Annotated in this window: 21 protein-coding genes; 6 read left to right on the forward strand and 15 right to left on the reverse strand. The window is 54.4% G+C overall.

Annotated elements, in window-relative coordinates; genetic code table 11:
• Window positions 1-670 precede the first annotated feature (670 nt).
• From nudB to LVJ83_RS07355, 4 genes are all read right to left on the reverse strand, one after another.
• Window positions 671-1120: a dihydroneopterin triphosphate diphosphatase gene (gene nudB / locus LVJ83_RS07340; protein WP_244783876.1), complete on the reverse strand. Its 450-nt coding sequence runs from the start codon at window positions 1118-1120 to the stop codon at window positions 671-673.
• The gene (locus tag LVJ83_RS07345) at window positions 1117-2499 is read right to left on the reverse strand and encodes a mechanosensitive ion channel family protein (RefSeq protein WP_244783877.1); all 1383 of its coding nucleotides are present in this window, start codon (window positions 2497-2499) and stop codon (window positions 1117-1119) included. The genes nudB and LVJ83_RS07345 overlap by 4 nt, the downstream gene beginning before the upstream one ends.
• Window positions 2500-2786: 287 nt before the next feature.
• Window positions 2787-3518, reverse strand: a complete 732-nt coding sequence (locus LVJ83_RS07350; RefSeq protein ID WP_244787692.1) for a phosphoadenylyl-sulfate reductase — start codon at window positions 3516-3518, stop codon at window positions 2787-2789.
• Between the two features lie 177 nt (window positions 3519-3695).
• Window positions 3696-4025, reverse strand: coding sequence for a hypothetical protein (locus tag LVJ83_RS07355; protein WP_244783878.1), 330 nt, complete (start codon window positions 4023-4025; stop codon window positions 3696-3698).
• A gap of 413 nt (window positions 4026-4438) precedes the next feature.
• On the opposite strand from LVJ83_RS07355, the gene cysG reads away from it, so the two are divergent.
• Window positions 4439-5833: a siroheme synthase CysG gene (gene cysG, locus LVJ83_RS07360; RefSeq protein ID WP_244783879.1), complete on the forward strand. Its 1395-nt coding sequence runs from the start codon at window positions 4439-4441 to the stop codon at window positions 5831-5833.
• Window positions 5834-6107: 274 nt separating this feature from the next.
• Here cysG and uvrA read toward each other — a convergent pair whose 3' ends face one another.
• The 6 genes from uvrA to LVJ83_RS07390 form a co-directional block, all read right to left on the reverse strand.
• Entirely contained in the window at window positions 6108-8933 is a 2826-nt protein-coding gene (gene uvrA / locus LVJ83_RS07365; RefSeq protein WP_244783880.1) for an excinuclease ABC subunit UvrA, read from the reverse strand.
• Between the two features lie 92 nt (window positions 8934-9025).
• Window positions 9026-9172 (reverse strand): hypothetical protein, encoded by a 147-nt coding sequence (locus tag LVJ83_RS07370; protein ID WP_244783881.1) that lies wholly within the window; start codon window positions 9170-9172, stop codon window positions 9026-9028.
• Window positions 9173-9415: 243 nt separating this feature from the next.
• On the reverse strand, window positions 9416-10099 hold the full coding sequence (gene narI / locus LVJ83_RS07375; RefSeq protein WP_244783882.1) for a respiratory nitrate reductase subunit gamma: 684 nt from the start codon (window positions 10097-10099) through the stop codon (window positions 9416-9418).
• Entirely contained in the window at window positions 10096-10770 is a 675-nt protein-coding gene (gene narJ, locus LVJ83_RS07380) for a nitrate reductase molybdenum cofactor assembly chaperone (RefSeq protein WP_244783883.1), read from the reverse strand. Before narJ ends, narI begins: the two co-directional genes overlap by 4 nt.
• The gene (gene narH, locus LVJ83_RS07385) at window positions 10770-12329 is read right to left on the reverse strand and encodes a nitrate reductase subunit beta (protein ID WP_244783884.1); all 1560 of its coding nucleotides are present in this window, start codon (window positions 12327-12329) and stop codon (window positions 10770-10772) included. The genes narJ and narH overlap by 1 nt, the downstream gene beginning before the upstream one ends.
• A gap of 133 nt (window positions 12330-12462) precedes the next feature.
• Window positions 12463-16134: a nitrate reductase subunit alpha gene (locus LVJ83_RS07390; protein WP_244783885.1), complete on the reverse strand. Its 3672-nt coding sequence runs from the start codon at window positions 16132-16134 to the stop codon at window positions 12463-12465.
• A 358-nt stretch (window positions 16135-16492) separates the two neighbouring features.
• Between LVJ83_RS07390 and LVJ83_RS07395 the strand changes: the two genes are divergently transcribed.
• Complete coding sequence (locus tag LVJ83_RS07395; RefSeq protein WP_244783886.1) at window positions 16493-16921, forward strand: TOBE domain-containing protein; 429 nt, start codon at window positions 16493-16495, stop codon at window positions 16919-16921.
• A 641-nt stretch (window positions 16922-17562) separates the two neighbouring features.
• Here the strand turns inward: LVJ83_RS07395 and thiE are convergent.
• From thiE to LVJ83_RS07410, 3 genes are all read right to left on the reverse strand, one after another.
• Entirely contained in the window at window positions 17563-18249 is a 687-nt protein-coding gene (gene thiE / locus LVJ83_RS07400; RefSeq protein ID WP_244783887.1) for a thiamine phosphate synthase, read from the reverse strand.
• Window positions 18250-18449: 200 nt separating this feature from the next.
• Window positions 18450-19106 (reverse strand): response regulator, encoded by a 657-nt coding sequence (locus tag LVJ83_RS07405; RefSeq protein ID WP_244783888.1) that lies wholly within the window; start codon window positions 19104-19106, stop codon window positions 18450-18452.
• Window positions 19103-20995, reverse strand: a complete 1893-nt coding sequence (locus tag LVJ83_RS07410) for a type IV pili methyl-accepting chemotaxis transducer N-terminal domain-containing protein (protein WP_244783889.1) — start codon at window positions 20993-20995, stop codon at window positions 19103-19105. Before LVJ83_RS07410 ends, LVJ83_RS07405 begins: the two co-directional genes overlap by 4 nt.
• A 165-nt stretch (window positions 20996-21160) precedes the next feature.
• Between LVJ83_RS07410 and LVJ83_RS07415 the strand changes: the two genes are divergently transcribed.
• The 4 genes from LVJ83_RS07415 to LVJ83_RS07430 are packed head-to-tail and all read left to right on the forward strand — an operon-like array spanning window position 21161 to window position 23650.
• Window positions 21161-21409 carry a MoaD/ThiS family protein gene (locus tag LVJ83_RS07415; RefSeq protein ID WP_244783890.1) on the forward strand — a complete coding sequence of 83 codons (249 nt, stop codon included), beginning with the start codon at window positions 21161-21163 and terminating at the stop codon, window positions 21407-21409.
• Window positions 21410-21411: 2 nt separating this feature from the next.
• On the forward strand, window positions 21412-21876 hold the full coding sequence (locus tag LVJ83_RS07420; RefSeq protein ID WP_244783891.1) for a molybdenum cofactor biosynthesis protein MoaE: 465 nt from the start codon (window positions 21412-21414) through the stop codon (window positions 21874-21876).
• A complete protein-coding gene (gene mobA / locus LVJ83_RS07425) occupies window positions 21873-22457 on the forward strand; it encodes a molybdenum cofactor guanylyltransferase MobA (protein ID WP_244783892.1) in 585 nt (194 codons plus the stop codon). Before LVJ83_RS07420 ends, mobA begins: the two co-directional genes overlap by 4 nt.
• A complete protein-coding gene (locus tag LVJ83_RS07430; protein ID WP_244783893.1) occupies window positions 22451-23650 on the forward strand; it encodes a molybdopterin molybdotransferase MoeA in 1200 nt (399 codons plus the stop codon). Before mobA ends, LVJ83_RS07430 begins: the two co-directional genes overlap by 7 nt.
• 139 nt (window positions 23651-23789) lie before the next feature.
• Here the strand turns inward: LVJ83_RS07430 and nirD are convergent, their stop codons facing one another.
• On the reverse strand, window positions 23790-24131 hold the full coding sequence (gene nirD / locus LVJ83_RS07435) for a nitrite reductase small subunit NirD (protein WP_244783894.1): 342 nt from the start codon (window positions 24129-24131) through the stop codon (window positions 23790-23792).
• Window positions 24132-24180: 49 nt separating this feature from the next.
• Window positions 24181-26742, reverse strand: a complete 2562-nt coding sequence (gene nirB, locus LVJ83_RS07440) for a nitrite reductase large subunit NirB (RefSeq protein ID WP_244783895.1) — start codon at window positions 26740-26742, stop codon at window positions 24181-24183.
• Between the last annotated feature and the right edge of the window lie 86 nt (window positions 26743-26828).

A 26828-nucleotide genomic window follows, 5' to 3' on the forward strand; every position in this document is an offset into this window, starting at 1 on the left:
TTTACCCAAAGTTTGCAGGAGTATGTAATTTTATTGCTTGATTAATTGATTCAGATTAGTTTTTAGTAGCTTTATTAGATTTCGGCAGCCGATTCCGCCAACGCCAAATGATGCCCTCCACAAAAATAACCTAACGGCGTTGGCTCGCTTGAGCTCGAAGAGAACCGGTTTCACTAAGACGCTGAAGCGCCAAGCCAACCGGCTTCGCACGATAGATTCGGCCATTTTAATTCTAAATATTTTATTTATTTCTTTTTTAAAACAATTGGATTGATTTGAAAATGTAGTTATTCAATGGCCGTTTCTATAGCTCCGGTTGTGCTGTCGTCAACTCGCCGTTGTGTTTATTTGCTTTTATGAAGGGCATAAGGCCGCCTGAAACATAGGTGGGTTTGCAGGTTTTTCAGACGGCCTTGAATTGTTAAACCAATTGTCATGTTGTTATCAAACAAGCCTTATCGTGAAATGAGTCAAAAAGTGCTACGGCGTTGCTGAGCTTTATCGTACTGGATGCGGCTTGCTGTCTTGTGCCGCTGCTTTCTTTATTCCACTATATAAGCAATACAGGTTTAAGCGTTTGCATGGCCGTAAATTGATTGGTTGATGGCTGAAGACATAGAGCATAAGAATTGAAGCCGTCTGAAATATTTGTTTTCAGACGGCTTCGGTATTAAACACGCTGCGCCAAATCGAGAATCGCCTGCCGGTTAGACGGGGAAAATACCAAATCTGCCGCAGCGGCGGCGGCCAGCCATTGGTAGCGGGTATGCTCGGCGCTCAAGCGCACCGGGGTATCGCGGCGGATGCAGGCTGAGAATATGTGTTCGGTATTTTGGGTGATGCCGGGCGGATAGCGGTGGCGCCAGTGCAGGTAAATTTCGTATTGCCGGCTTTGCTGCCAGTTATGCAGTTGGTTTTCAGCAAGTCGGATGCCGGTTTCTTCGGCCACTTCGCGGCGGGCGGTGGCGGCCAATGTTTCGCCGGCTTCGATGCTGCCGGTAACCGACTGCCAGAAATTCGGGCGGTCGGCACGTTCGATCAACAAAATATTGCCGGTGCCATCATGCAGCACCACCAAGACGGAAACCGGCTGTTTCAGCGGTTTGGTTTGCTGGCTCATTGGTGTACTCCGTCATCACTGTCGAAGGTTTCGTCGGAGCGGGTGTCGGCACGGGCTTTTTGGCCGGCATGGCGCACGGCTTCGTAGTCGGGCGTTTGCGGTTCGTTGAGAATGCGTACTTCGCGCTGCGGGAAGGGGAATTCGATGTCGTTTTCGTTAAACCGCTTCCAGATATCCAGCAAAATTGCGGAAAACAAGCCTAAAAAGCCATTTTCAGGGTCGTTTACCCAAAAGCCGACACGCAGATTGACGCCGTTGTCGGCAAATTCGATTAAAAAGGCTTTTGGTGCGGGGTCGGTTGCTACCCGTTCTTGTGCGGCCGCGGCGGCTTCGAGAATCTGCATGGCCTGCGCCAGGTCGGTGTGGTAGGCCACCTGAATATCCAGGCTCTGCCACAGTGATTTGGCGGTGTAAGATTCGTTGATAACGGTAGAGGTTACAAAGGTTTCGTTCGGAATCAGCGCTTCTACACCGCCGGCGCTGCGCAATACCACAAAACGGCTGGTGATTTTGGTAACATAGCCGGTGAAATTATCTACCGTGAGGCGGTCGCCGGGGCGGATGGAGCGGTCGCCCAAAATGATAAAGCCGGAAATATAATTGCTGGCCACTTTTTGCAAGCCGAAGCCGATGCCGACGCCCAACGCACCGCCGAACACCGATAATACCGTCAAATCGATGCCCACCAGCGGCAGCGCAATCAGAATGGCCAAAATCACCAATGCCGACGTGATGACTTTTGATAAAACAATGCGCACATTCATGTCTAAGCGGCTGCTTTTCATCAGGCGGCTGTTCACGGTGCGCGCCAGCCATAAGGCCAGCATCATAATCACAGCCACCCACAGCAGGCCGGTGAGAATGGTGTAGAGATTTAGGGTAATGGAGCCGATGGGCAGCTCTACATTTTTCAAGGTATGGATAATGATGTCGTCAATGCCGGAAATCCACAACAAAAATGCCACCCACAACACTGTTGCCAACGTGCGCTCCAGCGCATCGGTTATTTTGTTGTCGGGCAGTGCGGCGTTGACCACCGCCAAAGCAAGCCTGATTAAAATCATCCAGCGTGCCGCCATCACCAATAATTGCAGCCACACGCCCCTGAAGCCGAAGCTTTGCCAGAGATAAAGCCCGATAATGGCCGTAATCAGCAGCAATATCGGCCATAAAATACGCTGGCCGATGTGGTGCAGAAACGCCCATTTCGGGGAGGAGGCGGAACGGCGGCTGATGATGCGCGAAGCCATCCAAAAGGTAAACCACATCAAGGCTGCCGCTAAGGCCAGCTCAATCCAACCTGCGGGCTGGTTGAAGCTGCGTTCTAGTAAATGTGAGGTAAATTGCTGGCGGGCAAAAAGATTGTTAAAAAAATCCATTAGGCTGTTGCCTGTGTCTTCTAAAATTTTCGGGCCGTTAACGGCTATTTTACTGGCTGTTTGAAGCATGATGATTCTCGCGGAGTGAGCTGTGTTTCAGACGGCCATTATAATATAGAAGTGCAAAGCGGATAGGGTGTTGAAACCTTTACTTCCAAGTGTTGCACTTGAAATGCAAGCTAAGCACAAAAATCTGAATCATTCTGAATGGTCAGGACACCCTGGCGAAATCACCCCTCTGAGCGCAGGTAAGCCGATGCAGCCAGGGTTGTTTTTGTTAATGGGCATTATTTGTGCAGGCCGCATTCTTTACTGTTTTGATTTTCCCACCACCACCGTCCGGCGCGGATGTCTTCGCCGAGTTTTACCGGTCGGGTGCAGGGTTCGCAGCCTATGCTGGGGTAGCCTTGGCGGTATAAATCATTCAGCGGCACGTGGCGGGCGAGGGCATAGGCCCATACATCGGCTTCTTCCCAATCGAAAATGGGGTTGAATTTAGCAATATTGCGGGCATGATCATGCTCTTCAAGCATCAGGCTGCTGCGGGTGCTGGATTGGCTGCGGCGCTGCCCGGTGAGCCAGGCCGGCGCATCTGCCAGCGCACGGTTGAGCGGCTCGATTTTGCGGATATGGCAACATTGCTTGCGCCGCTCGATGCTTTCATATATCGAGCCCATGCCGTAATCATGTTCGAATGCGGCGGCGGCTTCCGGCTGCGGTTGGAAAATTTCGATTTCAATACCGTAATGCGCATGGGTTTGCGCAATCAGTGCTTCGGTTTCTGGATTGAGTTTGCCGGTATTGAGTGTGATGATGCGTATCGGCAGCCGCTGTCGGCAGATTTGGTCGGTAATCACCATATCTTCCACGGCAAGGCTGGAGGCGAAAACGGCTTGCGGATAACGGGCTGCAATATTGTGCAGGCGCTCGGACAATGTGGTTTCAAGCTCGGGCAGGCGTGCGGTTTGGGCAGTGGTTGCGGCAGGCAGTTGCCATAATGCGGGTTTGGCCATGATCAGGCTCCGTCTTTTGAATTAACGGCTATTGTCTGCCTGTGGCCGGAAAATGGGAAAGAATGGTTTTTTATGTGCTTATAACCAATTGATCAGGCCGTCTGAACGTTTTATTTATTAAACCTGCTTTGCCGGCCGATTTTTTATGGATAGGTTTGAATGGGCAGCAGACGGCCTGATTGATTAGGGATACTTACGGCATTTGATTTCTCTATCGGTGCAAAACATCGCATTTTGTTCGGCCGCACAGGCTTTGCGCACCTGCTGGCGGGCGATGCCTTCATTATCGGCGCTGGCTTCATAGCTGTGGCCGAATACCGATACATTGCAGGCATACACCGGCTGCTTGGTTTGACGGTTTTCGATAATGATATGTTGCTGCCGGTTTTGCTGTTCGAGTTTGCGGATGCGTTCGCCCAGCTCTGCCACGGTGCGCTCCAGCCTGTCGATGCGGCTGTCGGCAACGGCTGTTGTCGGCAAAATTGTTGCAGCGGCCAGAAAAATGATGAACAAGTGTTTTTGCATAATTGGAATAATCAGGTTTGAAAATATCATATTGTAACATTTTATGTGGAATGATGGCCGTCTGAAAACCATGATACTTATGCCGTATGGCGGGGGTGTGGATAAAATGACAAAATATACCTAGGGTGTCCTGATGTTTATGAGGATTTTTGTTCCTGAAAATGCAGATGCCGGGCAAAAAACACAGCAAGATTCGCCATCTTGCGAGGCTTTTTAACGCAGCAGATGTGCTTTTAGCGCAAAAAAGATGATGATATATGAATGGTCAGTACACCCTGGCATAATCCCGCGCCGGATGGGTTGTCCATATAACGAAACACGATAAGCAAAGCAAAAACGATTCTTTTTATTTTGTTTCAGACGGCCTTAATATCGGCGGCATAATCATACAGGAACACACCATGAGCCATTATCCGATTTTCGCTGATTTAAACCGCCGCCCCGTGCTGCTGGCCGGTGCCGGGCATGTGGCCGAACGCAAGGCGGAAAGCTTATTGCAGGCGGGCGCAAAATTGCAGGTGGTGGCTGAAAAACTGAATCCACAGTTTCAACAATGGCTTGATGAGGGAACAATCGAATGGCTGGGTCAGGATTTTCAAGCAGCTTATTTGGAACATGTGTTCCTAGTCGTCGCCGCCACCGATAATCATGCGCTGAACCGCAATATTTATCAGGCCGCCGAAGCGCGCGGCAAATTCTGCAACACCGTAGACAATCTGGATTTATGCTCGTTTATCGTGCCTGCCGTGATTGACCGCAGCCCGATCAAAATCGCCGTATCCAGCGGCGGCACTTCACCGGTGCTGGCGCGGCAGTGGCGGCAGAAAATTGAAACACTGATTCCGCAGCACACCGGCAAAATGGCAGCATTGGCCGGCGCATGGCGGCCGCGGGTCAAGGCAGCCATCGGCAAACTGAGCGAACGCCGCCGCTTTTGGGAAACATTATTTGCCGGCCGTTTCGATACTTTTGTGGCGCAAGGCCGTCTGAATGATGCCGAAGCCGAATTCAACACCCAACTGGCGGGCTGGCAGAGCAAGCAGGGCGAGGTGGCTTTGGTGGGCGCCGGCCCCGGTGATGCGGGCTTGCTGACTGTGCATGCATTGCAGGCGATGCAGGCGGCCGATGTGGTGCTTTACGATGCATTGGTTTCTGATGAAATCCGCGCCCTGATCCGCAAAGATGCCGACAAAATCTGCGTAGGCAAACGCGCCGGGCTGCATCAGGTGCAACAGGAAGAAACCAACCGCCTGTTGGTTCGATACGCGCAGCAAGGCAAACGCGTGGTGCGGCTCAAAGGCGGCGACCCTTTTGTATTCGGCCGTGGTGGCGAAGAAGCACAGGAATTGGCACAAGCAGGCATTCCCTTCCGCATCATACCGGGCATTACCGCCGCACTGGGCGCCACCGCTTATGCGGGTATTCCGCTGACCCACCGCGACTGCGCCCAAACTGCACTCTTTATCACCGGCCATTGCCGCACCGACGGCCAGGATTTGCACTGGCAGACGCTGGCGCGCGGCAGGCAAACCTTAGTGGTTTACATGGGCACCATCAAAGCGGCAGAAATTGCAGGGCAATTAATCGCCCACGGCCGCGCAGCCGATACGCCCGCAGCCGTGATTTCCAATGGCACATTGGCGCGACAAAGCGTGCAAACCGGGCTGTTGCGCGATTTGCCGGCCATGGCCGCAGTAGCCCCGCGCCCCGCATTGATGGTAATTGGTGAAGTGGTGGCATTAAGGGATGAATTAAAGTGGTTTGCGGATCATCAGGCAGTGCCGCTAAACGCATGAAATCTAGGGTGTCCTGGCTATTCAGTTGCTACCGTTACGACCGCTTGAAACAGCACTACGAAAGCACGGTTGCCTTGGTATGTATCATGCTGCGGCTGTCAATATAACAAGTAATGGTCAGGACACCCTAGGGTGTCCTGATGTGTCATATATCATTATCTTTTTTGCGCTAAAAGCACATCTGCTGCGCTTTCAGGAGCAAAAAGCACCCGTAAATGGAATTGTCAGGATAACCCTAAGGCTTGCTAAACACATTTGAAAGCATTGCTTTATTTCAAAGCAATGCTTTCAAATATTTCCCTGTATAACTCCCTTTCTTCTTCGCCACGTCCTCCGGCGTCCCCTTAGCAATAATCCTGCCGCCGCCATCGCCGCCTTCCGGCCCCAAGTCGACAATATAATCCGCCGTTTTAATCACATCGAGATTGTGCTCGATAATCACAATTGAGTTGCCTTTACCTTTCAGACGGCCTATGACTTCTAACAGCAAAGCAATATCGGCAAAGTGCAGGCCGGTGGTGGGTTCGTCGAGAATATACAGCGTGCGGCCGGTGTCGCGTTTGGATAATTCTAAGGCGAGTTTCACGCGTTGGGCTTCGCCGCCGGATAGGGTGGTGGCGGATTGGCCGAGGCGGATGTAGCCTAAGCCGACGTCCATCAGGGTTTGCAGTTTGCGGGAAACGGTGGGCACGGCATCGAAAAATTCGCGGGCTTCTTCGACGGTGAGGTCGAGAATCTGGCTGATGTTTTTGCCTTTGTATTGCACTTCCAGCGTTTCGCGGTTGTAGCGTTTGCCGTGGCAGACTTCGCAGGGCACGTATACATCAGGCAAGAAGTGCATTTCCACTTTAATCACACCGTCGCCTTGGCAGGCTTCGCAGCGGCCGCCTTTAACGTTGAATGAGAAGCGGCCGACGTTGTAGCCGCGTTCGCGTGAAAGGGGCACACCGGCGAACAGCTCGCGGATGGGCGTGAACAGGCCGGTATAGGTTGCCGGGTTGGAACGCGGGGTGCGGCCGATGGGGGATTGGTCGACATTAATCACTTTGTCGAGGTGTTCCAGCCCTTTGATGTCGTCATAGGGGGCGGGCTCTTCGCTGGCGCGGTTGAGCTCGCGGGCGGTGATTTTGGCCAGCGTGTCGTTAATCAAGGTGGATTTGCCGCTGCCGGATACGCCGGTGATGCAGGTAATCAAACCGAGCGGCAGTTCGAGGGTCACGTTTTTGAGGTTGTTGCCTTTGGCGCCTTTCAATACCAGCATGCGTTCGGGGTTGACGGGCGTGCGAACTGAGGGCACGGCGATGGCTTGTTTGCCGCTCAAATATTGGCCGGTTACCGAGTTGGCACAGGCGGCGACTTTTTCGGGGGTGTCGGCAATCAGTACGTTGCCGCCGTGCTCGCCGGCACCGGGGCCCATGTCGACCACAAAATCGGCTTCGCGGATGGCGTCTTCGTCGTGCTCGACCACAATCACGCTGTTGCCCAAATCGCGCAGGCGTTTGAGGGTGGCGAGCAGGCGGTCGTTGTCGCGCTGGTGCAGGCCGATGGAAGGCTCGTCGAGCACATACATCACGCCGGTGAGGCCGCTGCCGATTTGGCTGGCCAGGCGGATGCGCTGGGCTTCACCGCCGGAGAGGGTTTCGGCGCTGCGGCTGAGGTTGAGGTAATCGAGGCCGACATTAATCAGAAAGCCCAAGCGCTCGGTGATTTCTTTGAGGATTTTTTCGGCGATTTGCTTTTTGTTGCCCTCTAAATCTAAGGTTTCGAAAAAGCGGTGGGTTTGGGTGAGCGGCCAGGCAGAAAGCTCGTGCAGCGGCTGTTTGCCTACATACACATAGCGGGCTTCTTTGCGCAGGCGCGCGCCGCCGCAGCTGGGGCAGGCGCGGTGGCTTTGGTATTGCGATAATTCTTCGCGCACGGCGGGGGAATCGGTTTCGCGGTAGCGGCGCTCGAGATTGGGCAAAATGCCTTCAAAAGCATGTTCGCGCTGGAACGTGCCGCCGCGCTCGCTCAGGTAGGTAAATTCGACCACTTCTTTGCCGGAGCCGTTTAACACCACTTTTTGAACTTTTTCGGGCAGCGCTTCAAACGGCGTGTTGACATCAAAGCCGTAATGTTTGCCGAGCGATTGAATCATTTGGAAATAGAAGGTGTTGCGTTTGTCCCAACCTTTAATCGCGCCGGCGGCGAGCGACAATTCGGGGTGCATCACTACACGGGCGGGGTCGAAAAAATTCATGCTGCCCAAGCCGTCGCAGGTGGGGCAGGCGCCGACGGGGTTGTTGAAGGAAAACAGGCGCGGTTCCAGCTCGGGCAGGCTGTAGGAGCATACGGGGCAGGAAAAGGTGGCGGAAAACCAATGCTCTTCGCCGCTGTCCATTTCCATTGCCAATGCACGGTCGCTGCCGTGACGCAGCGCGGTTTCAAAGCTTTCGGCCAGCCGCTGCTTGATGTCGGCTTTTACTTTGACGCGGTCGATAACCACATCGATATTGTGTTTGATGTTTTTTTCGAGCTTGGGCACTTCATCGAGCTGATACACTTCGCCGTCCACGCGCACGCGGGCAAAGCCTTGTGCCTGCAAATCTTGAAACAAATCAACAAATTCGCCTTTGCGGCCGCGCACGGCCGGGGCGAGAATCATCACGCGCGTGTCTTCCGGCAGCGCAAGTACGTTGTCCACCATCTGCGACACGGTTTGGCTGGTGAGCGGCAAATCGTGTTCGGGGCAATAAGGCGTGCCGACGCGGGCGTAGAGCAGGCGCAGGTAGTCGTGGATTTCCGTTACCGTGCCCACGGTGGAGCGCGGGTTGTGGCTGGTGGATTTCTGCTCGATAGAGATGGCGGGCGAGAGGCCTTCGATCAAATCGACATCGGGTTTGTCCATCATCTGCAAAAATTGGCGCGCATAGGCAGACAAGCTTTCCACATAGCGGCGCTGGCCTTCGGCATAGAGCGTGTCGAACGCGAGCGAGGATTTGCCGCTGCCCGACAAGCCGGTAACCACCACCAGCTTGTGGCGGGGAATATCGAGATCGATGTTTTTCAGATTATGGGTGCGGGCGCCGCGGATGCGGATGGTGTCGTTTGAGCTGCTCATGCTTATCTGTGCCTTTTGCCGGAAATTTCCGTGTAAAACGAATCGGCTATTATAGCATTTTTGGCTTGTTCGGGCTGATAGCCATCAAGCTTTCACGCTAGGGTGTCCGGACAATTCGATTTACGGGTGTATTTTGCCCCTGAAAAAGCATCTGCTGCGTTAAAAAGCCTCGCAAGATGTCCAATCTTGCTGCGTTTTTTGCCTGGCATCTGCATTTTCAGGAACAAAAATCCCCTCATAAACGACACATCAGGACACCCTAGGGTGTCCTGATGTGTCATATATCATCATCTTTTTTGTGCTAAAAGCACATTATCAACGAATTGCCGATACGCTAAAGGCCGTCTGAAAACATAAGTTTCAGATGGCCTTTGTTTGTTTCAAATGGTTAATTCAGAATATTTATTCAGGATATAGTGAAATGAAGAAAGTAGTGAGACAAGGCAGTAACGCTTTAGCACTTTTATTCATTTCACGATAGCCTAACGGCGGCGTACCAGCTGCCAGGCGCGGCCGAGATAGCTTACGCTGGCAAAACCGCTCCATACGTGTACCATGCGGGTGAACGGGAAAATCAGGAAAAACGTCATGCCCATAAAGATGTGCAGTTTGAAAAGCAGGTTGGCTTCGGCGATATAGCTTGCCGCGCCGCCACGGAAGGTCACGATGTGTTGCGCCCAATGCATCAGCTGCACCATTTCATGGCCGTCGGTGTGCTGCATACTCACAAAGATGGTGCTCAAACCCAGCAGCAGCGTGATCAGAATCCAGATCAACACCAATTTGTCGCGCCAGGTGGAGTTGGCAGCGAGGCGGTCGCATTTGAAGCGGCGGTTAATCAAGATAATCAGGCCGGCCAGCGCCATCAGGCCGAAGATGCCGCCCATCAGCATGGCGAAAATCTGTTTGGCTTCATGCGATACGCCGATAAATTCCCAAAACCACAAGGGGGTAAGCAGGCCGAACAGGTGGCCGAAAAACACCATCAATACGCCGACGTGAAACAAAATATTGCCCAGCCGCAATTGACCGCGATACAAGAGCTGGCTGGATTCGCTTTTCCAGCTGTATTGCTCGCGGTCGAAGCGCACGAGCGAGCCGAAAAAGAAAATCGCCAGGCAGATATACGGATAAATACCGAAGAAAAATTGGTTAAACGTGTTCATGATGCGGCTCCTTTTGCTGCGGCGTGATACGCAGATTTGGGATAAAACTGTACGGTTTCGATGCTGGGCTTGAGCAAGGGCTCCTGGCCGCTGAAATCGGGGCCGAAGGTTTCCATCGCTTCATCCATGTCGCGCACCGGCGGCTCGACCAAGGGCAGCGGGGCAACCGGGCTCAGCGCGGTAACACCTTGCAGCAGGGCGGCATAAGGTGAAGCGGCAGCATTCAGCTTGCCGGCAATATGCGCCACCACGTGCACGGCATCGCCCAACAGCTTTTGCGCGTGTTCAGACGGCACCTGCGCCAGATATTCCAGCAATACCGGCAGATAGTCGGGCAATTCGTCATCACCCAATTCAAAGCCGCCACGGCGGTATTCTTGCAGCAAGTCGACCATGGCGCTGCCGCGGTCGCGGTCTTCACCGTAAACATGTTCGAAAATGTAGAGCGCGTGGTTGCGGTTGCGGTCGAAAGTGGCGACATAATTTTCCTGCAATTCGCGCAAACTGTGGCTGCCTAAATAATCCAGAAAGCCTTGCAGGGCGGTTTGCTGCGCTGATAATTCGGGCCATTGCTGTAAGGCCGTCTGAAACTCAGGCAGCGCTTCGAGCAAGTCGGCTTCGGGATAGCACAACAGCGCCGAAAACCATTGGTAAACGGGGTTGGCAGCCATCAGCGCACTCCTTTTTCACGGTTGTCTTCGGCATCTTTGCGCAGACCGTGGAATACAATCGGTGTGCCTTTGCGTTTGCCGAACAGGCTCTCTTCGCTGCTGCCGCTGGAGCAGCCGTTGCCGAAGGTGAAGCCGCAGCCGGATTTGTCGTCGAAGCTGTTTTCCACCATTTCTTTATGCGAAGTGGGGATAACGAAGCGGTCTTCATAATTGGCAATCGCCATAATCTGATACATGTCTTCAACCATCGCCGGTGTGAGGCCGGTACCGTCTAACGTGGCTTCAAGCGTTTCGCCGTGCACGGTTTGGCCGCGCTTGAAGCGGCGCATGGCTATCATACGTTCGAGGGCGGCTTTAATCGGCTCGATTTTACCGGCGGTAAGCAGATTGGCCAGGTAGCGCAGCGGAATACGCATTTCGTCAACGCTGGGAATGATGCCGTTTTCACCCACCAAACCATTTTCGATAGCCGATTGGATGGGCGATAAGGGCGGAATATACCAAACCATCGGCAGCGTGCGGTATTCGGGGTGTAGGGGGAAGGCCACTTTCCATTCCATCGCCATTTTGTAGACCGGTGATTTTTTGGCGGCATCGAGCCAGCTTTGGCTGATGCCTTGTTTGAGGGCTTCTTTTTGCACTTCCGGGTCGTGCGGGTTGAGAAACACGCCGAGCTGTTGTTCATACAGATCTTGCGGGTTTTCTACTGAAGCGGCCTGCTCGATTTTGTCGGCATCGTAAAGCAATACGCCGAGGTAACGGATGCGGCCGACACAGGTTTCCGAGCATACGGTGGGCTGGCCGCCTTCGATGCGCGGGTAGCAGAAAGTGCATTTTTCGGCTTTGCCGCTTGTCCAGTTGTAGTAGATTTTTTTATACGGGCAGCCCGATACGCACATGCGCCAGCCGCGGCATTTGTCTTGGTCAATCAGCACAATGCCGTCGTCTTCACGCTTGTAGATACTGCCGGAAGGGCAAGAGGCTACGCAGGTCGGGTTCAGGCAGTGTTCGCACAGGCGCGGCAGATACATCATAAAGGTTTGCTCAAACGCGGCGTGCATGTCTTTTTGGATGCCTTCAAACAACACGTCTTTGGCGCGTTTTTCAAATTCGCCGGCCAAATCGTCTTCCCAGTTGGGGCCCCATTCGATTTTGTCCATTTTCTTGCCGGTCAGCACGGAAACGGGGCGCGCCGTCGGCGGTGTTTTCATTTTCGGCGCGTTTTGCAGATGCTCGTAATCGTAGGTGAACGGCTCGTAATAGTCGTCAATCTGCGGCATATTGGGGTTGGCGAAGATGTTGGCCAGAATTTTCAGCTTGCCGCCTTGTTTGGGTACGAGCTTGCCGTCGGGCTTGCGCACCCAGCCGCCGTTCCATTTTTCTTGGTCTTCCCAGTTTTTCGGAAAGCCGATGCCGGGCTTGGTTTCTACGTTGTTAAACCAGGCGTATTCCACGCCGTCGCGCGATGTCCACACGTTTTTACAGGTAACGGAGCAGGTGTGGCAGCCGATACATTTGTCCAGGTTCAGAACCATGCCTACTTGTGCTCTGATTTTCATGGTGTTGTTCCTTTTGTTTTGTTCAAACAGGCTTTTGATTGGTTAAGGCCGTCTGAAACATTTGTTTTTCTTTTCAGACGGCCTGCGTTTTAAACAAGGCCGTCTGAAAGCTTGGCTGTGGTCGGTTTGGGCTTTATGCCGGTTCGTCCATCCAGTCTACGCGGTTCATTTTGCGCACAATCACAAACTCGTCGCGGTTGGCGCCGACGGTGCCGTAATAGTTGAAGCCGTAAGCCTGTTGGGCGTAGCCGCCGATCATGTGGGTGGGCTTCAACACCGTGCGCGTTACCGAATTGTGAATGCCGCCGCGTTTGCCGGAAGTTTCCGCACCGGGCACATTAACGATTTTTTCTTGCGCGTGGTACATCAGAATCATGGTTTCCGGAATCCGCTGGCTCACCACGGCGCGGGCGGTGATGGTGCCGTTGGCGTTAAACACTTCCACCCAGTCGTTGTCGACGATGCCGGCTTTTTTCGCGTCTGTTTCACTGATCCACACATTCGGGCCGCCACGGAACAGAGTAAGCATGCGCAGGTTTTCCGAATAGGTGCTGTGGATGCCCCATTTTTGATGCGGCGTGAGGAAGTTCAGCGTGATTTCCTTATTGCCGTTGCCGCGCTGACCGAGCAGTTTTTGCGTGGTTTTCAAATCGACTGCGGGTTTGTAAACACACAGGTGTTCGCCGAAAGAGCGCATCCACAAGTGATCTTGATAAAACTGCTGGCGGCCGGTAATGGTGCGCCACGGAATCAGCTCGTGCACATTGGTGTAGCCGGCGTTGTAGCTGACTTCTTCGCTTTCAATACCCGACCAAATGGGCGATGAGATAATTTTGCGCGGCTGGGCGACGATGTCGCGGAAGCGGATTTGGGTGTGCTCGGCAGAGGCGGCCAGATGTTTGTGTTCGCGGCCGGTGGCTTTGCTCAGCGCTTCCCAGGCTTTTACGGCAACGTGGCCGTTGGTTTCCGGCGCCAAAGTGAGAATCATCTCGGCGGCATCAATGGCGGTGTCCAGCTTCGGCTGGCCTTTGCCCGCGCCCTCGGCACGCACGCCGTTGAGTTTGCGCAGCAATTCCACTTCGTGGCCGGTTTGCCAGGCCAGGCCTTTACCGTTGTTGTTGATTGTTTCCAGCAAGGGGCCGATGGAAGTGAATTTTTCGTAAATCAGGCCGTAATCGCGTTCAACCACTGTCATGGCCGGCATGGTTTTACCCGGCACCGGCTCGCATTCGCCGTGTTTCCAATCTTTCGGGTCGAAGGGTTGCCCCATCTCCTGCGGGCTGTCGTGCATCAGCGGGGTGAGCACGATGTCTTTGCGCACGCCGAGGTAGTCTTTGCCGATTTCGCTGAATTTTTTGGCGAAACCTTTATAGATTTCCCAATCGGTTTTGCTTTGCCACAACGGGTTGACCGCCTCGCTCAAGGGGTGGATGAACGGGTGCATGTCGGAGGTGTTGAGGTCGTCTTTTTCATACCAGGTGGCGGTCGGCAACACGATATCGCCGTAGAGGCAGGTGGTCGACATGCGGAAATCAAGCACGGTCAGCAAATCCAGCTTGCCTTCGGCGGCGGGGCGCACGGTGATTTCAGACGGCGTGATGCAGTCTGCTTCTTCGCTGAACACCGCATTTTGGGTGCCGAGCAGATATTTCAGAAAATATTCATGGCCTTTGCCGGAAGAGCCGAGCAGGTTGGAGCGCCACACAAACAGGTTGCGCGGGAAGTTTTGCGGGTTGTCGGGGTCGTTACAGGCCATGTCGAGGCTGCCTGATTTGAGGCCGTTTACCACAAAATCAGTAGGATTTTGGCCGGCGGCTTCAGCTTGGTCGACAATATCCAGCGGGTTGGCGCTCAATTGCGGCGCGGAAGGCAGCCAGCCCATGCGTTCGGCTTTGGCGTTGTAGTCGATCATCGACATGTTTTCCATTTTGCCGTCGGCACCCGGGGCGAGGATTTCATTCATGCCCAGCTTTTCATGGCGCCATTGGCTGGTGTGCGCATAGAAAAACGAGGTGCCGTTCATCTGGCGCGGCGGACGGTGCCAGTCAAGTGCGAAGGTGAGCGGTGTCCAGCCGCTTTGCGGGCGCAGTTTTTCCTGGCCGACATAATGGCACCAGCCGCCGCCGGATTTGCCGATGGCACCGCACAGCATCAGCATATTGATGATGCCGCGGTAAGCCATATCCATGTGATACCAGTGGTTGAGCCCGGCGCCCACAATCACCATGCTGCGGCCTTCGGTGTCGTGTGCGTTTTGGGCAAACTCGCGTGCCACCTGAATCACCAGCTCGGGTTTCACGCCGGTATGCTTCTCTTGCCATGCCGGGGTGTAAGGTTTGTCGTCGAAATAGTCTTTAGCACAATTTTCGTCGTTTTGACCGTTTTCGATACCGTAGTTGGCCACCATCAAATCGAATACAGTGGCCACAAGAGCGGTTTCGCCGTTGGCCAGCGCAATGCGTTTGGCCGGCACTTTGCGGTAAACCAAATCATCGTGTTCGCCGCCGAAGTAGGTAAAGCCGACGCTGGCAATGTCATCAGCCGAATTTTTCAGGCTCAATGCCGCACGGGTGTCTTTGCCTTGGGCGCGTTCTTCGAGGTTCCATTTCCGGCTGCCGTCCCAACGGAAGCCGACCGAGCCGTTGGGCACGCCCAGGCTGTCGGCGGTTTCGTCCCAAGTAAGGGTTTTCCATTCGGTGTTTTCGGTTTCGCCGAGGCTGCCGTCGATATCGGAAGCACGTAGGAAGTATTGCGGCTCATAGCCGGCGGCGGTTTTTTCCAAGCGCACCAGCATCGGCATGTCGGTATATTGGCGGATGTAGTCGGTGAAGTAGGCCGACGGATTATCGAGGTGGAATTCCTTCATAATCACATGCCCCATGGCCATTGCCAATGCAGCATCGGTGCCTTGTTTCGGCGCCAGCCAGATATCGCCGAATTTGGCCATCTCGCCGAAATCGCTCGAAACGGCTACGGTTTTGGTGCCTTTGTAGCGCACTTCGGTATAGAAGTGGGCATCGGGCGTGCGCGTCATCGGCACGTTGGAGCCCCATACCATCAGATAATTCGAGTTGTACCAGTCGGCTGATTCGGCCACATCGGTTTGCTCACCCCAAACTTGCGGGCTGGCGGGCGGCAAATCGCAATACCAGTCGTAAAACGAAAGCGGTACGCCGCCGATCAGGCCCAGATAGCGCGCACCGGCGGCGTAGCTCACCATCGACATGGCAGGAATCGGTGAGAAGCCGATAACGCGGTCGGGGCCGTAGTTTTTAATGGTGTAGGCATTGGCGGCGGCCACCATTTCATTGGCTTCTTCCCAATCGGCGCGCACAAATCCGCCCAAGCCGCGTTGGGTTTTGTAGGCTTTGCTGCGTTCTTCGTTTTCAACAATGTATGCCCAAGCTTCTACCGGCGACATGGTTTGACGCGCATTGCGCCACATTTCGGCCAATACGCCGCGAATCATCGGGTATTTCACACGTTGGGCGGAATACACATACCAGCTGTAAGACGCACCGCGCGGGCAGCCGCGCGGCTCATGGTTGGGCAGGTCGGGGCGGGTGCGCGGGTAGTCGGTTTGCTGGGTTTCCCAGGTAATCAGGCCGTTTTTCACATAAACTTTCCAGCTACAGGAGCCGGTGCAGTTAACGCCGTGGGTGGAGCGCACAACTTTATCGTGCTGCCAGCGGCTGCGGTAGGCGTTTTCCCATTTGCGGTCTTCTTCGGTCAGTACGCCGTGGCCGTTGGCAAACGGCTCGTGTTTGTTGCTGAAAAATTTCAGACGGTCTAAAAAGTGGCTCATTGGAGTGTCCCTCACTTTGCGCTTTATAAATAAAGCTGTTCTCAAAACCTTTTTGGTTAAGCTGTAATATAAAGTAGCCGCGTGTCAAAAAATATGCGCCTAAAGGGCTTTGCAGAAAATCATTGGAATAGGGTTCAGACGGCCTGATAGAGTAGGGGGCGTAATGCTTTCGGATTAGGGTATTCTGACAATTCGATTGATGGCAGCTTTTGGCCGCTGAAAACACTTCCACACACACGTTAAAAGCATTAAGATGCCGTACAGCATTTGCTCATACTGCATCGGCAGGCAGGCTTGCAGACAGGTATGACAGGCCGTCTGAACAATCAAAGGCCGTCTGAAAAAGGAAAATCAACACATGAAAACCAGTGCACGCAACCAGCTTTCGGGTGTGGTCGCTTCAATCGGCAAGAGGGCGGAAACATGCGCGGTGGCGGTGGCACTGCCCGGCGGCCAAACGCTCACGGCAGCAATCACGCCCGAGTGTTGTGATGATTTGGCCTTGCGGCCGGGCAGCGCGGTTATCGTGTTGGTTAAATCGACTGATGTGTTGGTTGCCACTGATTTGGCCAACATCAAACTCTCGGCATGCAACCGGCTCGACGGCATCATCAGCCATATCGACCGCGGCGCGGTCAATTCGGTGGTTGCCCTTGATGTGGGCGGCGGCATGATGATAACGGCCGGCATCACCATGCAGAGCACCGAGCAGCTTGATCTGCATCCGGGGCAGAAAGCGGCGGCAGTGTTTCAGTCGGGCAGCGTGATTTTGGGGGTATTGGCGTAAAAGTTACTTTAATTTATTGAATTTTTTTATATTACTGCAATATGAAATTTATATGGCCGTCTGAAACAATGGTTGATTTTCAGACGGCCTTGTTATATTCTCACGCAAACACACTAAAATTTACACATAAAAATTAAAGTGTTCCGGTTCCGCCACCTACCGACCTTGTTGCTTTTAGCATGGATTGCAGAATGCCCGCTGCCGCACCCGCGCGGGCGATAGGGAGAAGATGATGACACCGTTGTTTCTCGGCCAATCTTTGGGGTCGCACCTGTTGGCCACCTGCATATTTCTGATTTTTTTAATGTGCTTGGCCTGGTTGTTGGCGGCAGTGATGCCCGTTCGTGAAAAACCGGACGATGAGTAGGTAAACGGCGATTGCTGATATCCGTTGCCAAACCGCGTTGGCTTAAATGCTGGCAAACGGGCGGTATGCTTCTGCGTTGAAGTCTGAATCAACTCACAAAATATGCCGAATCATCAGGTAAATAAATACGGGTATCTTGCGGGTGTTTTTAACGCAGCAGATGTGCTTTTAGCATAAAAAAGATGATGATATATGACGCATTAAAACACCCAAAGGCCGTCTGAAAAGAAAATCTGCTTTTCAGACGGCCTTAGTGTATGGGCACAGCGGCACATTATCTTGATGCCGCTTCCGGTTTGCCTGTTTTTAATTCGCGGATGGTTTGCGCCACATCTTGGGATTGGGCAATCACAGAAATAACGGCTATGCCGTCAGCCGCGCCGGTGGCGTAAATTTCATGCACGTTGTGGGGTTTGATGCCGCCGATGGCCACTAATGGTTTGTCAATGCCTGCGCGGCGGATTTCCTGCAAACGTTTGGCGCCGGCCAAGGGATTGGGTTTGGCTTTGGATTGGGTGGGAAACATCGGGCCGACACCGAAATAATCGATGGCGGTATAACGGCTGCCCTGCTGCGCCTGCTCAACGGTGTTGGTCGACAAACCGATCATCAGTTTGCCGCCGCACAATCGGATAACTTCCTCAACCGGCATATCTTCTTGGCCTACATGGATGCCGTCTGCGCCGATTTTCAAGGCCAAATCGACATTGTCGTCAATAAAAAACGGCACGCGGTGCCGGCGGCACAGAGCCAGGCAGGCGCGGGCAAGCGCCTCTATGGCTGCGGCATCTGCCAGCGAGTGGGCTTCTTTTTCACGCAATTGGAAACAGGTAATACCGTTTGCGAGCGCCTGCTCCAGGCAGTCGAGCAGGGCTTGGCTGCGATCGCCTTCTGCATGGCGGAAATCTTGAGTGCCGGCGATAAAGTAAAGCGACAGCATATTTTTGATGTTTTGCGGCATGGCGGTTGGTTCTCCGATAAATGAATGGTCAGGACACCCTAGGGTGTCCGGACAATTCGATTTACGGGTGTATTTTGCCCCTGAAAACGCATCTGCTGCGTTAAAAAGCCTCGCAAGATGTCCAATCTTGCTGCGTTTTTTGCCTGGCATCTGCATTTTCAGGAACAAAAATCCCCTCATAAACGAATTGTCAGGACACCCTAGCTGCCCGGCTGCGGCACTTTATGCTGCACGGCATACACGGCTGCCTGCACGCGGCTGCTTAATTCGAGCTTGCGCAAAATATTCTGAACATGCACTTTGATGGTGGATTCGGCCAAATCAAGATGACGGGCAATCACTTTATTGCTGTGGCCGGAAGCCAAATAGCCCAAAATTTCCAATTCGCGCGGGGTCAGGCTGGCCAATTCGTTGTTTTTCGGCGGTGCAGCCGGGGAAATCAGCGATTGCACCAGCCGTGCGGTCATTTCGGGGGAAAACACATTGTCGCCGTCTACGGCTTTGCGGATGCTTTCCAGTAGAAAATCGGCGTTGATGTTTTTCAGCAAAAAGCCGCGCGCGCCGATGCGCATGCATTCGGTGAGATCGTCGCTGTCTTCCGACACGGTGAGCATCACCACGGTTTGCTGGGGGTTGGCGCTCAAGATTTGCGCCAATGCTTCGCGGCCGTTCATCACCGGCATGTCCAAATCGAGCAACACGATATCGGGGCTGAGCTGTTCGGCCAGTTTCACGCCGGAAAGGCCGTCGGCCGCTTCGCCGATCACCTCTAAATCGTCTTGGCGGGAGAGCAGGGCTTTGATGCCGCTGCGAAACAGGGTGTGGTCGTCAACCAGAATAATTTTGATTTTGCTCATGTGGCCGTTCTCTTTTGGTGTGGCAGCGTTAATGTAATTGTAGTGCCTTGTAATGGCGTGGATTGTACCTCAAGTCGGGCGTGGATGCGACGGGCCCGTTCATGCATGATGCCCAGCCCGACATGCTCGCCCGAAAGATTGTTCAGACGGCCTGTGTCGAAACCGATGCCGTTGTCGCAAATATTCAGGGTGAAATCCTGTTCGTTGGTAATTTTGAGCCGCACTTGTTTGGCTTGGGCGTGTTTGCGGATGTTGGACAGGCTTTCCTGCAAAATAAAAATCACCTGCAATTGCTCATCGGCGCTTAGCGGCATGCCGTGGCCGACCCAGTCGGTGTCGACGGGAATCTGGGTTTGCTGCTCGAAACGTTTCACGAGTGTGCGCACCGCATCGGGAAATTCTTTTTTGCTGATTTTGGTGCGGAAATTCAACAGCAGCTCACGCACGTCGTCGTAGCATTCCTGCACGCCCTCTTTGATGAAGCGCATGTTTTCCGCCACTTGCTCTTTTTCGCCGGCAGCCACGGCGCTTTCGAGCATTTGCACTTGCAGGTTGAGGAAGGTCAGCGTTTGCGCAATACTGTCGTGCAGGCCTTGCGCCATCAGGTTGCGCTCCTGCAATACAGCCAATTGCTGGTTTTCGGAAGCCAGCCGGCTGTTGGCAATCGACACGCCCAGCTGGTCGCAAAGTGCGTGCAGCAGCTCGGTATCGCCCGGCGCCAGCTTGCGGCCGTCTGAAAAATAAAGCGTGAAAATGCCGAGCTCTTGGTCTTTATAGCGGATGGGGAACACGGCCACATCGTCAAAGCCTGCATGTTCGCACAGGGTGGCGGTGTTTTGCGGCGTGTGGGTGTCAAAAAAATAAACCGGTTGTTCATCGGTTTTCTGCGCTGCGGCACCGCACAGGCATTCTTCCAGGCGCTCGCATTGTTCGGCGGTTTGCAGCTTTTCGGGCAGGCCGCTGCTGGCGGCCAGATCCATGCGTTTGCGGTCGAAATCGAGCAGCCTCACGCTGCCGGCATCGGCGGCGATTTCAGGCAGAACCCGCGCCAGAAAATCTTCGGCGGCGGTGGTGGCGGTGTGGCTTTGGTGTAAATCGCGGGTGGTTTGGTAGAGGGTTTCGAGCTCGCGGTTTTTGTTGGCCAGATTTTGCGTTTGCAGCGCCACTTGCCCTTCCAAATCGGTGTAAAGTGTTTTCAAGTGGGCGCTCATCTGGTTGAAACCATTGCCGAGCTGGGCAAATTCAGCCACATTGCCGGTGGTTACCTGTGCGCCGAAACGGCCGCGGCGGATGGCCTGCATGCCGTCGCGGAGCACATCAATCGGGCGGATAACCCATAAATAAAGCAACACCACCATCACGCCGGCGCCCATCATCACCATCGCCATCAAGGCCGTCTGAAACAGGCGCAGCCATTCGGTGTTGCGCGCGTTGACGGTTTCAACCGACAGCACAAAGCTGTCGATCAGGCTGACAAACTGGCGCAACTGCTCGCTGTCGGGCGGGCCGTTTTCCATCAGCGGCTTGATCACGCGGTACCAATGGTTCACGATGGCCTGCATTTTTTCGTGCACTTCCGGTTTGTCGGGCAAAAACAGCGGCCGGGCAGGGTCGCCGCGTTCGATGGTGTGCATGGTTTGTTCAAACGAATGGATTTGCGCCCGCAGGGTGGCCGGGGCAGCCTGCCGGTTCACCAAATAGGCCAGCCGGTAAGTGCGCATGCGCAGGCTGCCCGCATCGTTGATGGCTGCCCCCGCGCCTTCTAGCCGCCACGACAAAACCAGCGTAAAGGCGATGGAAAACAGCGCCGCACCCACCCACAAGCAGGTGAGCAGCTTGAGGCGGGCGGAAAGGCTGGTGCCGAAACGGTTGATGACAGGTGGTTTCATAATGATGCAAATGGTTGGAACTAGTTATAAAGTATCATCTCATGGAAGTATATTCAATCCGCCGAAAGGCTAGGTGTTTATTCGCTGAATGGGGCTGGGTTTTGGTGTAAAATTCTGTCAATATCTTTTCCAACAGCAGTTTCTTTTCAGACGGCCCATTCCAACATGATTACAATTCTCTATTTCGGCGTGCTCAAGCAGCGCCTCAATACCGCCCAAGAGCAAATCAGCTGGCCGGGCGGCAACGGCACCGATTTGCTGGCGCTGCTGCACGGGCGCGGCGAAGAGTGGCAAACCGCCTTGGCGCCCGGGCAGATTTTCCGCCTGGTTATCAATAAAAAAATCAGCACCTGGCAGGATGAGATTCCCGATGGCGCCGAAGTCGGCCTGCTGCCGCCGGTAACGGGAGGATGACGATGCAAGCCGTGATCCGCGTTCAAACCGCCGACTTCAACCTGCAACAGGAATATCAGGCCTTGCTGGCTTCGGGCGGCAATATCGGTGCCGTGGTAAGCTTTACCGGCCTCGTGCGCGACCGCGATACCGACACGCCGTTGTCGCATCTTTATCTCGAGCATTTCCCCGAAGTAACCGAAGCCGAAATCGCCCGCATTGTGCAAACGGCTGCCGGCCGCTGGCCGCTGAGCGCCTGCACCGTTATCCACCGTGTCGGCCGGCTGGCTGCCGACGAGCAGATTGTGTTGGTGCTGACCGCCTCCGAACACCGCCAAGCGGCCTTTGAGGCCGCCGAATATCTGATGGACTATTTAAAAACAGAAGCGCCTTTCTGGAAGCAGGAAGCTTTTTCAGACGGCCGCGAACAGTGGGTAGCGGCCAAGCAAAGCGATTGCGCCGCCGCCGCACAATGGGAACAACCATGAATGTCAGCGCATTGATTTTGGCCGGCGGCGAAGGGCGGCGCATGAGCGGCCGCGACAAAGGCTTGATCGAATGGCAGGGCCGGGCGTTTGTCGACCATGTTATCGGCCGCATCCGCCCGCAAGTGGGGCACATCGCCATCAGCGCCAACCGCAACCTTGAAGAATATGCCGCCCGCAGCGCCCACGTTTTTGCCGATGCCCGCCAATGGCAGGGGCTGGGCCCGCTGGCCGCTTTGTGCACATCGGCCAGCGATATCCAACTGGCCAAAGCCGATTGGCTGCTGGTGGTGCCGTGCGACACCTTATACCTGCCCGAAAATCTGGTGCAGGTGTTTCAGGCCGCCGCGCAACGTTCGCCGCTTTGCAGTGCTTTTTACGCCCAAACCGACAACCAACAGCATTACAGCGTGATGTTTTTCCGCCCGCAGCTGCTGCCCAGCTCCATCGCCTACCTGAATGCCGGCATGCGCACCATCCGCGGCTGGTTGCAGCAGCAACGCGCCCGTTCAGTGCAGTTTGCGGCGGATGCCTGTTTTGCCAACTATAATTCACCACAAGATATGGACACCCCGCCATGCTAGATTTCAATACCGCCCGCCAACAACTGCTCGACACCCATGCCTGCACATTGGGCAGCGCCAATCTTGCCCTGGCCGAAGCCGCCAACCGCATTTTAGCGGCGCCGCTGCCGGCACAATATCCCAGCCCCATGTTTGACAACAGCGCCATGGACGGCTATGCCGTATGCGATACGCAAGGCCGTCTGAAAGACTTTACCGTTATCAGCCGCGTGCAGGCCGGCGAATGCGCTGCCGCACCGCTGCAACACGGAGAAGCCGTGCGCATTTTTACCGGCGCGCCGCTGCCCGAAAACACCACCGCCGTGGTGCCGCAGGAGCAAACCGAAATCGAAAACGGCGCGTTGCACATTCTTGCCGACATCGCTCCCGGCCAACACATGCGCCTGAGAGCCGAAGAAATCGAAGTGGGGCAGGAATTGCTGGCGCAGGGCAGCAAGCTCAACGCCGCCGCGTTGGGGCTGGCCGCTTCGCAAGGCTATAAAAACGTGCCGGTTTACGAAAAACTGAAAGTGATCGTATTTTCCAGTGGCAACGAAATCATCGAGCCCGGCGAACCGGCGGCAGAAGGTAAAATTTACGATGCCAACCGCTACCAGCTGATTGCCTGGCTGAAAACACGCGGTGCCGAAGTGATGGACGGCGGCATTCTGCCCGACGACCTGAGCCGCACCGAAACCGCGCTGGGTTATGCCGCCAAAAAATTCGACGTTATCATCACCAGCGGCGGCGCCTCAGTGGGCGAAGCCGATTATCTCAAGCAAGCCATTGAAAATGTGGGCACACTCACCACCCACACCTTGGCCATCAAGCCCGGCAAACCTTTTGCCTGGGGCAGCATCGGCAACACCAAAGTGTTTATCCTGCCCGGCAACCCGGTAGCCACTTTCGTCACTGCCCACATGCTGCTGTTTCCGGTGTTAAACAAACTGATGGGTAAATATCCGCGCTATTGGAATCTGCCCAACTTTACTGTTAAAGCCGCATTTGATACCCGCAAAGCCATTAAGCGCCGTGAATTTCTGCGGGTGTGCGTCGAAGTAGATGATGCCGGCGAAACCGTCGCGGTGTTGCTGCCGAACCAAGGCTCCGCCATGCTCAGCACCTGCGCTCGTGCCAATGCATTATGCGAAGTGCCGCCCGGCGAAACCGTTGCCGCAGGGCAGCATGTGAAAGTGCATATATTGCCGACTTGATGCTTTGTCGAAACACCCGGGCCGTCTGAAAGCAAATAGTTTTCAGACGGCCTGCTATTTCTTGCACAATCAGCAGACAGGCCGCAAAGCTGCCGGTGTGTTTTTGCGCATGGGTATGTCAGGCCGTCTGAAAACTGCTTTATACGGCAACAAACACTGCGCCGTTTTCCACTTTCACGGGGTATACGCCGATTTGATAATCATCGCCGGAGAGGCAGCGGCCGTCTTCAAGCGAATAGGTTTTTTTGTGGAACGGGCAGGCCACTTTGGGGATATGCTTGCCCGATTCATCGCATACCGAGCCCAGCATGCCGCGTGCCAGCGCCATTTGCTGTTTGTGCGGGCAGAGGTTGTCGGTGGCATACCATTTGCCGCGGCGGGCAAAATGGAACACGGCAATCTGTTTGCCGGCTACTTCGGCGCAGGCGCCGCCGTCTTCGGGAAAATCGGCGGTGGTGCCGACCGGGTGCCATTGGGTCATGAGTTTGTCCTTTCGCTGATTAGTTTTGAGGCCGTCTGAACCGGCATGCTTATGAGGCGGTTTCTTTTTCTTTGCTGTTTTCTGTTTCGTCATGCCAATCGGCAGGCCGTTTCATCTCGCGCATAGGGATAAAGCGGATGGTTTCGTCTTTGGCATCAGAATTAACAAAGTGGCGGAAACGTTTGCGTTTTTCAGGGTCGGAAACGGCATCTTTCCATTCGCACACGTAAGTGGCTATGTGGTGCTGCATTTGCTCGTCGAGGTCGGCACAGATGCCGAGGCTGTCGCGGATAATCACGTCTTTCAGGTATTCGATGCCGCCTTCGAGTTTGTTGAGCCACGGCGCGGTACGTTGCAGCGGCTCGGCGGTTTGGGCGTAAAACATCAAAAAACGGTCGATATAGCGCATGGCGGTATCGCTGTCGACATCGGCGGCGAGCAGGGTGGCGTGTTGCGGTTTGGCACCGCCGTTGCCGCCGACATAAATATTCCAGCCTTTTTCGGTGGCGATGATGCCGAAATCTTTGCTTTGTGCTTCGGCACATTCGCGCACGCAGCCGGATACTCCGGATTTGAATTTGTGCGGCGTGCGCAAGCCTTTGTAGCGGTTTTCCAAATCAATGGCAAAACCTACCGAATCTTGTACGCCGTAGCGGCACCAGGTGCTGCCCACGCAGGATTTTACCGTGCGCAGCGATTTGCCGTAGGCGTGGCCGCTCTCAAAGCCGGCGGCGATTAATTCTTCCCAAATCGCCGGTAAATCGCCGACATGGGCGCCAAACATATCGATGCGCTGGCCGCCGGTGATTTTGGTGTAGAGATCGTATTTTTTTGCCACTTGAGCAATCACCAGCAATTTGTCGGGGGTGATTTCGCCGGCGGGAATGCGCGGTACCACCGAATAAGTGCCGCCTTTTTGAATATTGGCCAAAAAGCGGTCGTTGGTATCTTGGGCAATATCGTTGCCTTTGGTGAGAATCGGGTCGTTCCAGAGTGTGGCCAGAATTGAAGCCACCAGCGGTTTACAGAGCTCGCAACCGTCGCCGTGGCCGGCATGGTCGAGCACTTCATTGTAGCTGTGCCAGCCTTTGACTTTAATCATGTGGTAAAGCTCTTGCCGGCTGTAGTCGAAATGCTCGCATACGGTGTTTTTCACCACCCGTCCCATCGATTTCAGCGTGGTGTCGAGCAAATCTTTCAGCATCGGCAAACAGCCGCCGCAGCCGGTGCCGGCCTTGGTGCAGGTTTTAAGCGCGGCAATGTCTTCGTTGCCGGTTTTGACTGCTTCTACAATTGCGCCTTTGCTCACACTTTCACACGAACAAATTAGCGCACTATCAGGCAAATCGGCCACGCTCATGCCGGCGGCGGCGCCCTCGCTTTGCGGCAGAATCAGGCGCTCGGGGTTGGCCGGCAGCTTCATATTGTTGGCATACATTTGCTGCAAAATGCCGTATTCGGCAGCGTCACCCACCAACAAACCGCCCAACAGGCGCCTGCCGTCGAGGCTGATATTGATGCGTTTGTAAAAGCCTTTGCCGGTGTCTTCATAAATAATCGGCAGGGCGGGCTCGGGGCTGGAAGGGTCGGCAAACGGATTGCCGAAGCTGCCCACATCAGTGCCGATAAGCTTGAGTTTGGTTGATAAATCTGCGCCTTTAAAAAGCTTGGCATGGCTTTCTCCCGCCAAACTGTTGCCGACCAAATTGTGCGCCAACACTTCGGCCATATCGTAGCCGGGCGCCACTAAGCCGTAAATCATACCGCCGTGCAGGGCACATTCGCCGATGGCATACACATGCGGCGCACTGGTCTGCATGGCATCGTTAACCACAATACCGCCGCGGTTGTCCACTTTGATACCGGCCTCACGGGCCAGACTGTCGTTGGGCACGATGCCGGCAGACACCACCAGCATATCTACTTTCAAACGGCTGCCATCGCTGAAACGCATCGACTGCATGTATTCGCGGCCTTCGATTTCTTCGGTAACGCGTGAAAGATGCACCTGCACGCCGCCGGCTTCGATTTTCTGTTTCAACAGCCCGGCACCGCGGTCGTCAAGCTGGCGCGTCATCAGGCGGGGCGCGAACTCCACAACATGCGTTTCCAGCTGTAAATCGAGTAGGGCGCGGGCAGCTTCAAGGCCGAGCAGGCCGCCGCCAAGCACCGCCGCGCTTTTGCAATTATCGGCATAGCGGATGATGTCGTTCAAATCATCAATGGTGCGGTAGGGAAATACCCCTTGTTTTTCAGCACCTTGAATATCGGGCATAAAACAGGAAGAGCCGGTGGCAAAAACCAGCTCGTCATATTCACACACCCGCCCCGAACGGCTGGATACCGTTTTACGGCTCAAATTGATTTCGGTAACCCGATCATTCAGAATCAATTCGATACCACGCTCGGCATACCATTCAAGCGGGCTCATCGATAATTTTCCGGCATCATGATGGCTGAAATATTCGGAAAGATGCACACGATCATAAGCATGCAAGCGTTCCGCACCAAACACCGTCAGCGAAAATTGATTTAAGCCGCCTTTTTCAGCCAGCTTCTCACAAAACTTGTAGCCGACCATGCCGTTACCGATAAGCACTATTTTCTTCATCACCGTGTTCCTAGTGTTTAATAAAGTTTGACAAAATAATGGCAAGAAAACAAAGAAGTTCAAATAAGCAAAAAGGAGTATAAGAT

Origin of the sequence: Uruburuella testudinis (assembly GCF_022870865.1) — a bacterium.
In the GTDB taxonomy this organism is placed as follows: Bacteria; Pseudomonadota; Gammaproteobacteria; order Burkholderiales; family Neisseriaceae; genus Neisseria; species Neisseria testudinis.

Excerpts from the sequence above, each read along its gene's own strand:
- nudB (WP_244783876.1), bottom strand. The coding sequence starts at position 1,120 with ATGAGCCAGCAAACCAAACCGCTGAAACAGCCGGTTTCCGTCTTGGTG.
- LVJ83_RS07345 (WP_244783877.1), bottom strand. The coding sequence starts at position 2,499 with ATGGATTTTTTTAACAATCTTTTTGCCCGCCAGCAATTTACCTCACAT.
- cysG (WP_244783879.1), top strand. The coding sequence starts at position 4,439 with ATGAGCCATTATCCGATTTTCGCTGATTTAAACCGCCGCCCCGTGCTG.
- uvrA (WP_244783880.1), bottom strand. The coding sequence starts at position 8,933 with ATGAGCAGCTCAAACGACACCATCCGCATCCGCGGCGCCCGCACCCAT.
- LVJ83_RS07370 (WP_244783881.1), bottom strand. The coding sequence starts at position 9,172 with ATGAGGGGATTTTTGTTCCTGAAAATGCAGATGCCAGGCAAAAAACGC.
- narI (WP_244783882.1), bottom strand. The coding sequence starts at position 10,099 with ATGAACACGTTTAACCAATTTTTCTTCGGTATTTATCCGTATATCTGC.
- narJ (WP_244783883.1), bottom strand. The coding sequence starts at position 10,770 with ATGGCTGCCAACCCCGTTTACCAATGGTTTTCGGCGCTGTTGTGCTAT.
- narH (WP_244783884.1), bottom strand. The coding sequence starts at position 12,329 with ATGAAAATCAGAGCACAAGTAGGCATGGTTCTGAACCTGGACAAATGT.
- LVJ83_RS07390 (WP_244783885.1), bottom strand. The coding sequence starts at position 16,134 with ATGAGCCACTTTTTAGACCGTCTGAAATTTTTCAGCAACAAACACGAG.
- LVJ83_RS07395 (WP_244783886.1), top strand. The coding sequence starts at position 16,493 with ATGAAAACCAGTGCACGCAACCAGCTTTCGGGTGTGGTCGCTTCAATC.
- thiE (WP_244783887.1), bottom strand. The coding sequence starts at position 18,249 with ATGCCGCAAAACATCAAAAATATGCTGTCGCTTTACTTTATCGCCGGC.
- LVJ83_RS07405 (WP_244783888.1), bottom strand. The coding sequence starts at position 19,106 with ATGAGCAAAATCAAAATTATTCTGGTTGACGACCACACCCTGTTTCGC.
- LVJ83_RS07410 (WP_244783889.1), bottom strand. The coding sequence starts at position 20,995 with ATGAAACCACCTGTCATCAACCGTTTCGGCACCAGCCTTTCCGCCCGC.
- LVJ83_RS07415 (WP_244783890.1), top strand. The coding sequence starts at position 21,161 with ATGATTACAATTCTCTATTTCGGCGTGCTCAAGCAGCGCCTCAATACC.
- LVJ83_RS07420 (WP_244783891.1), top strand. The coding sequence starts at position 21,412 with ATGCAAGCCGTGATCCGCGTTCAAACCGCCGACTTCAACCTGCAACAG.
- mobA (WP_244783892.1), top strand. The coding sequence starts at position 21,873 with ATGAATGTCAGCGCATTGATTTTGGCCGGCGGCGAAGGGCGGCGCATG.
- LVJ83_RS07430 (WP_244783893.1), top strand. The coding sequence starts at position 22,451 with ATGCTAGATTTCAATACCGCCCGCCAACAACTGCTCGACACCCATGCC.
- nirD (WP_244783894.1), bottom strand. The coding sequence starts at position 24,131 with ATGACCCAATGGCACCCGGTCGGCACCACCGCCGATTTTCCCGAAGAC.
- nirB (WP_244783895.1), bottom strand. The coding sequence starts at position 26,742 with ATGAAGAAAATAGTGCTTATCGGTAACGGCATGGTCGGCTACAAGTTT.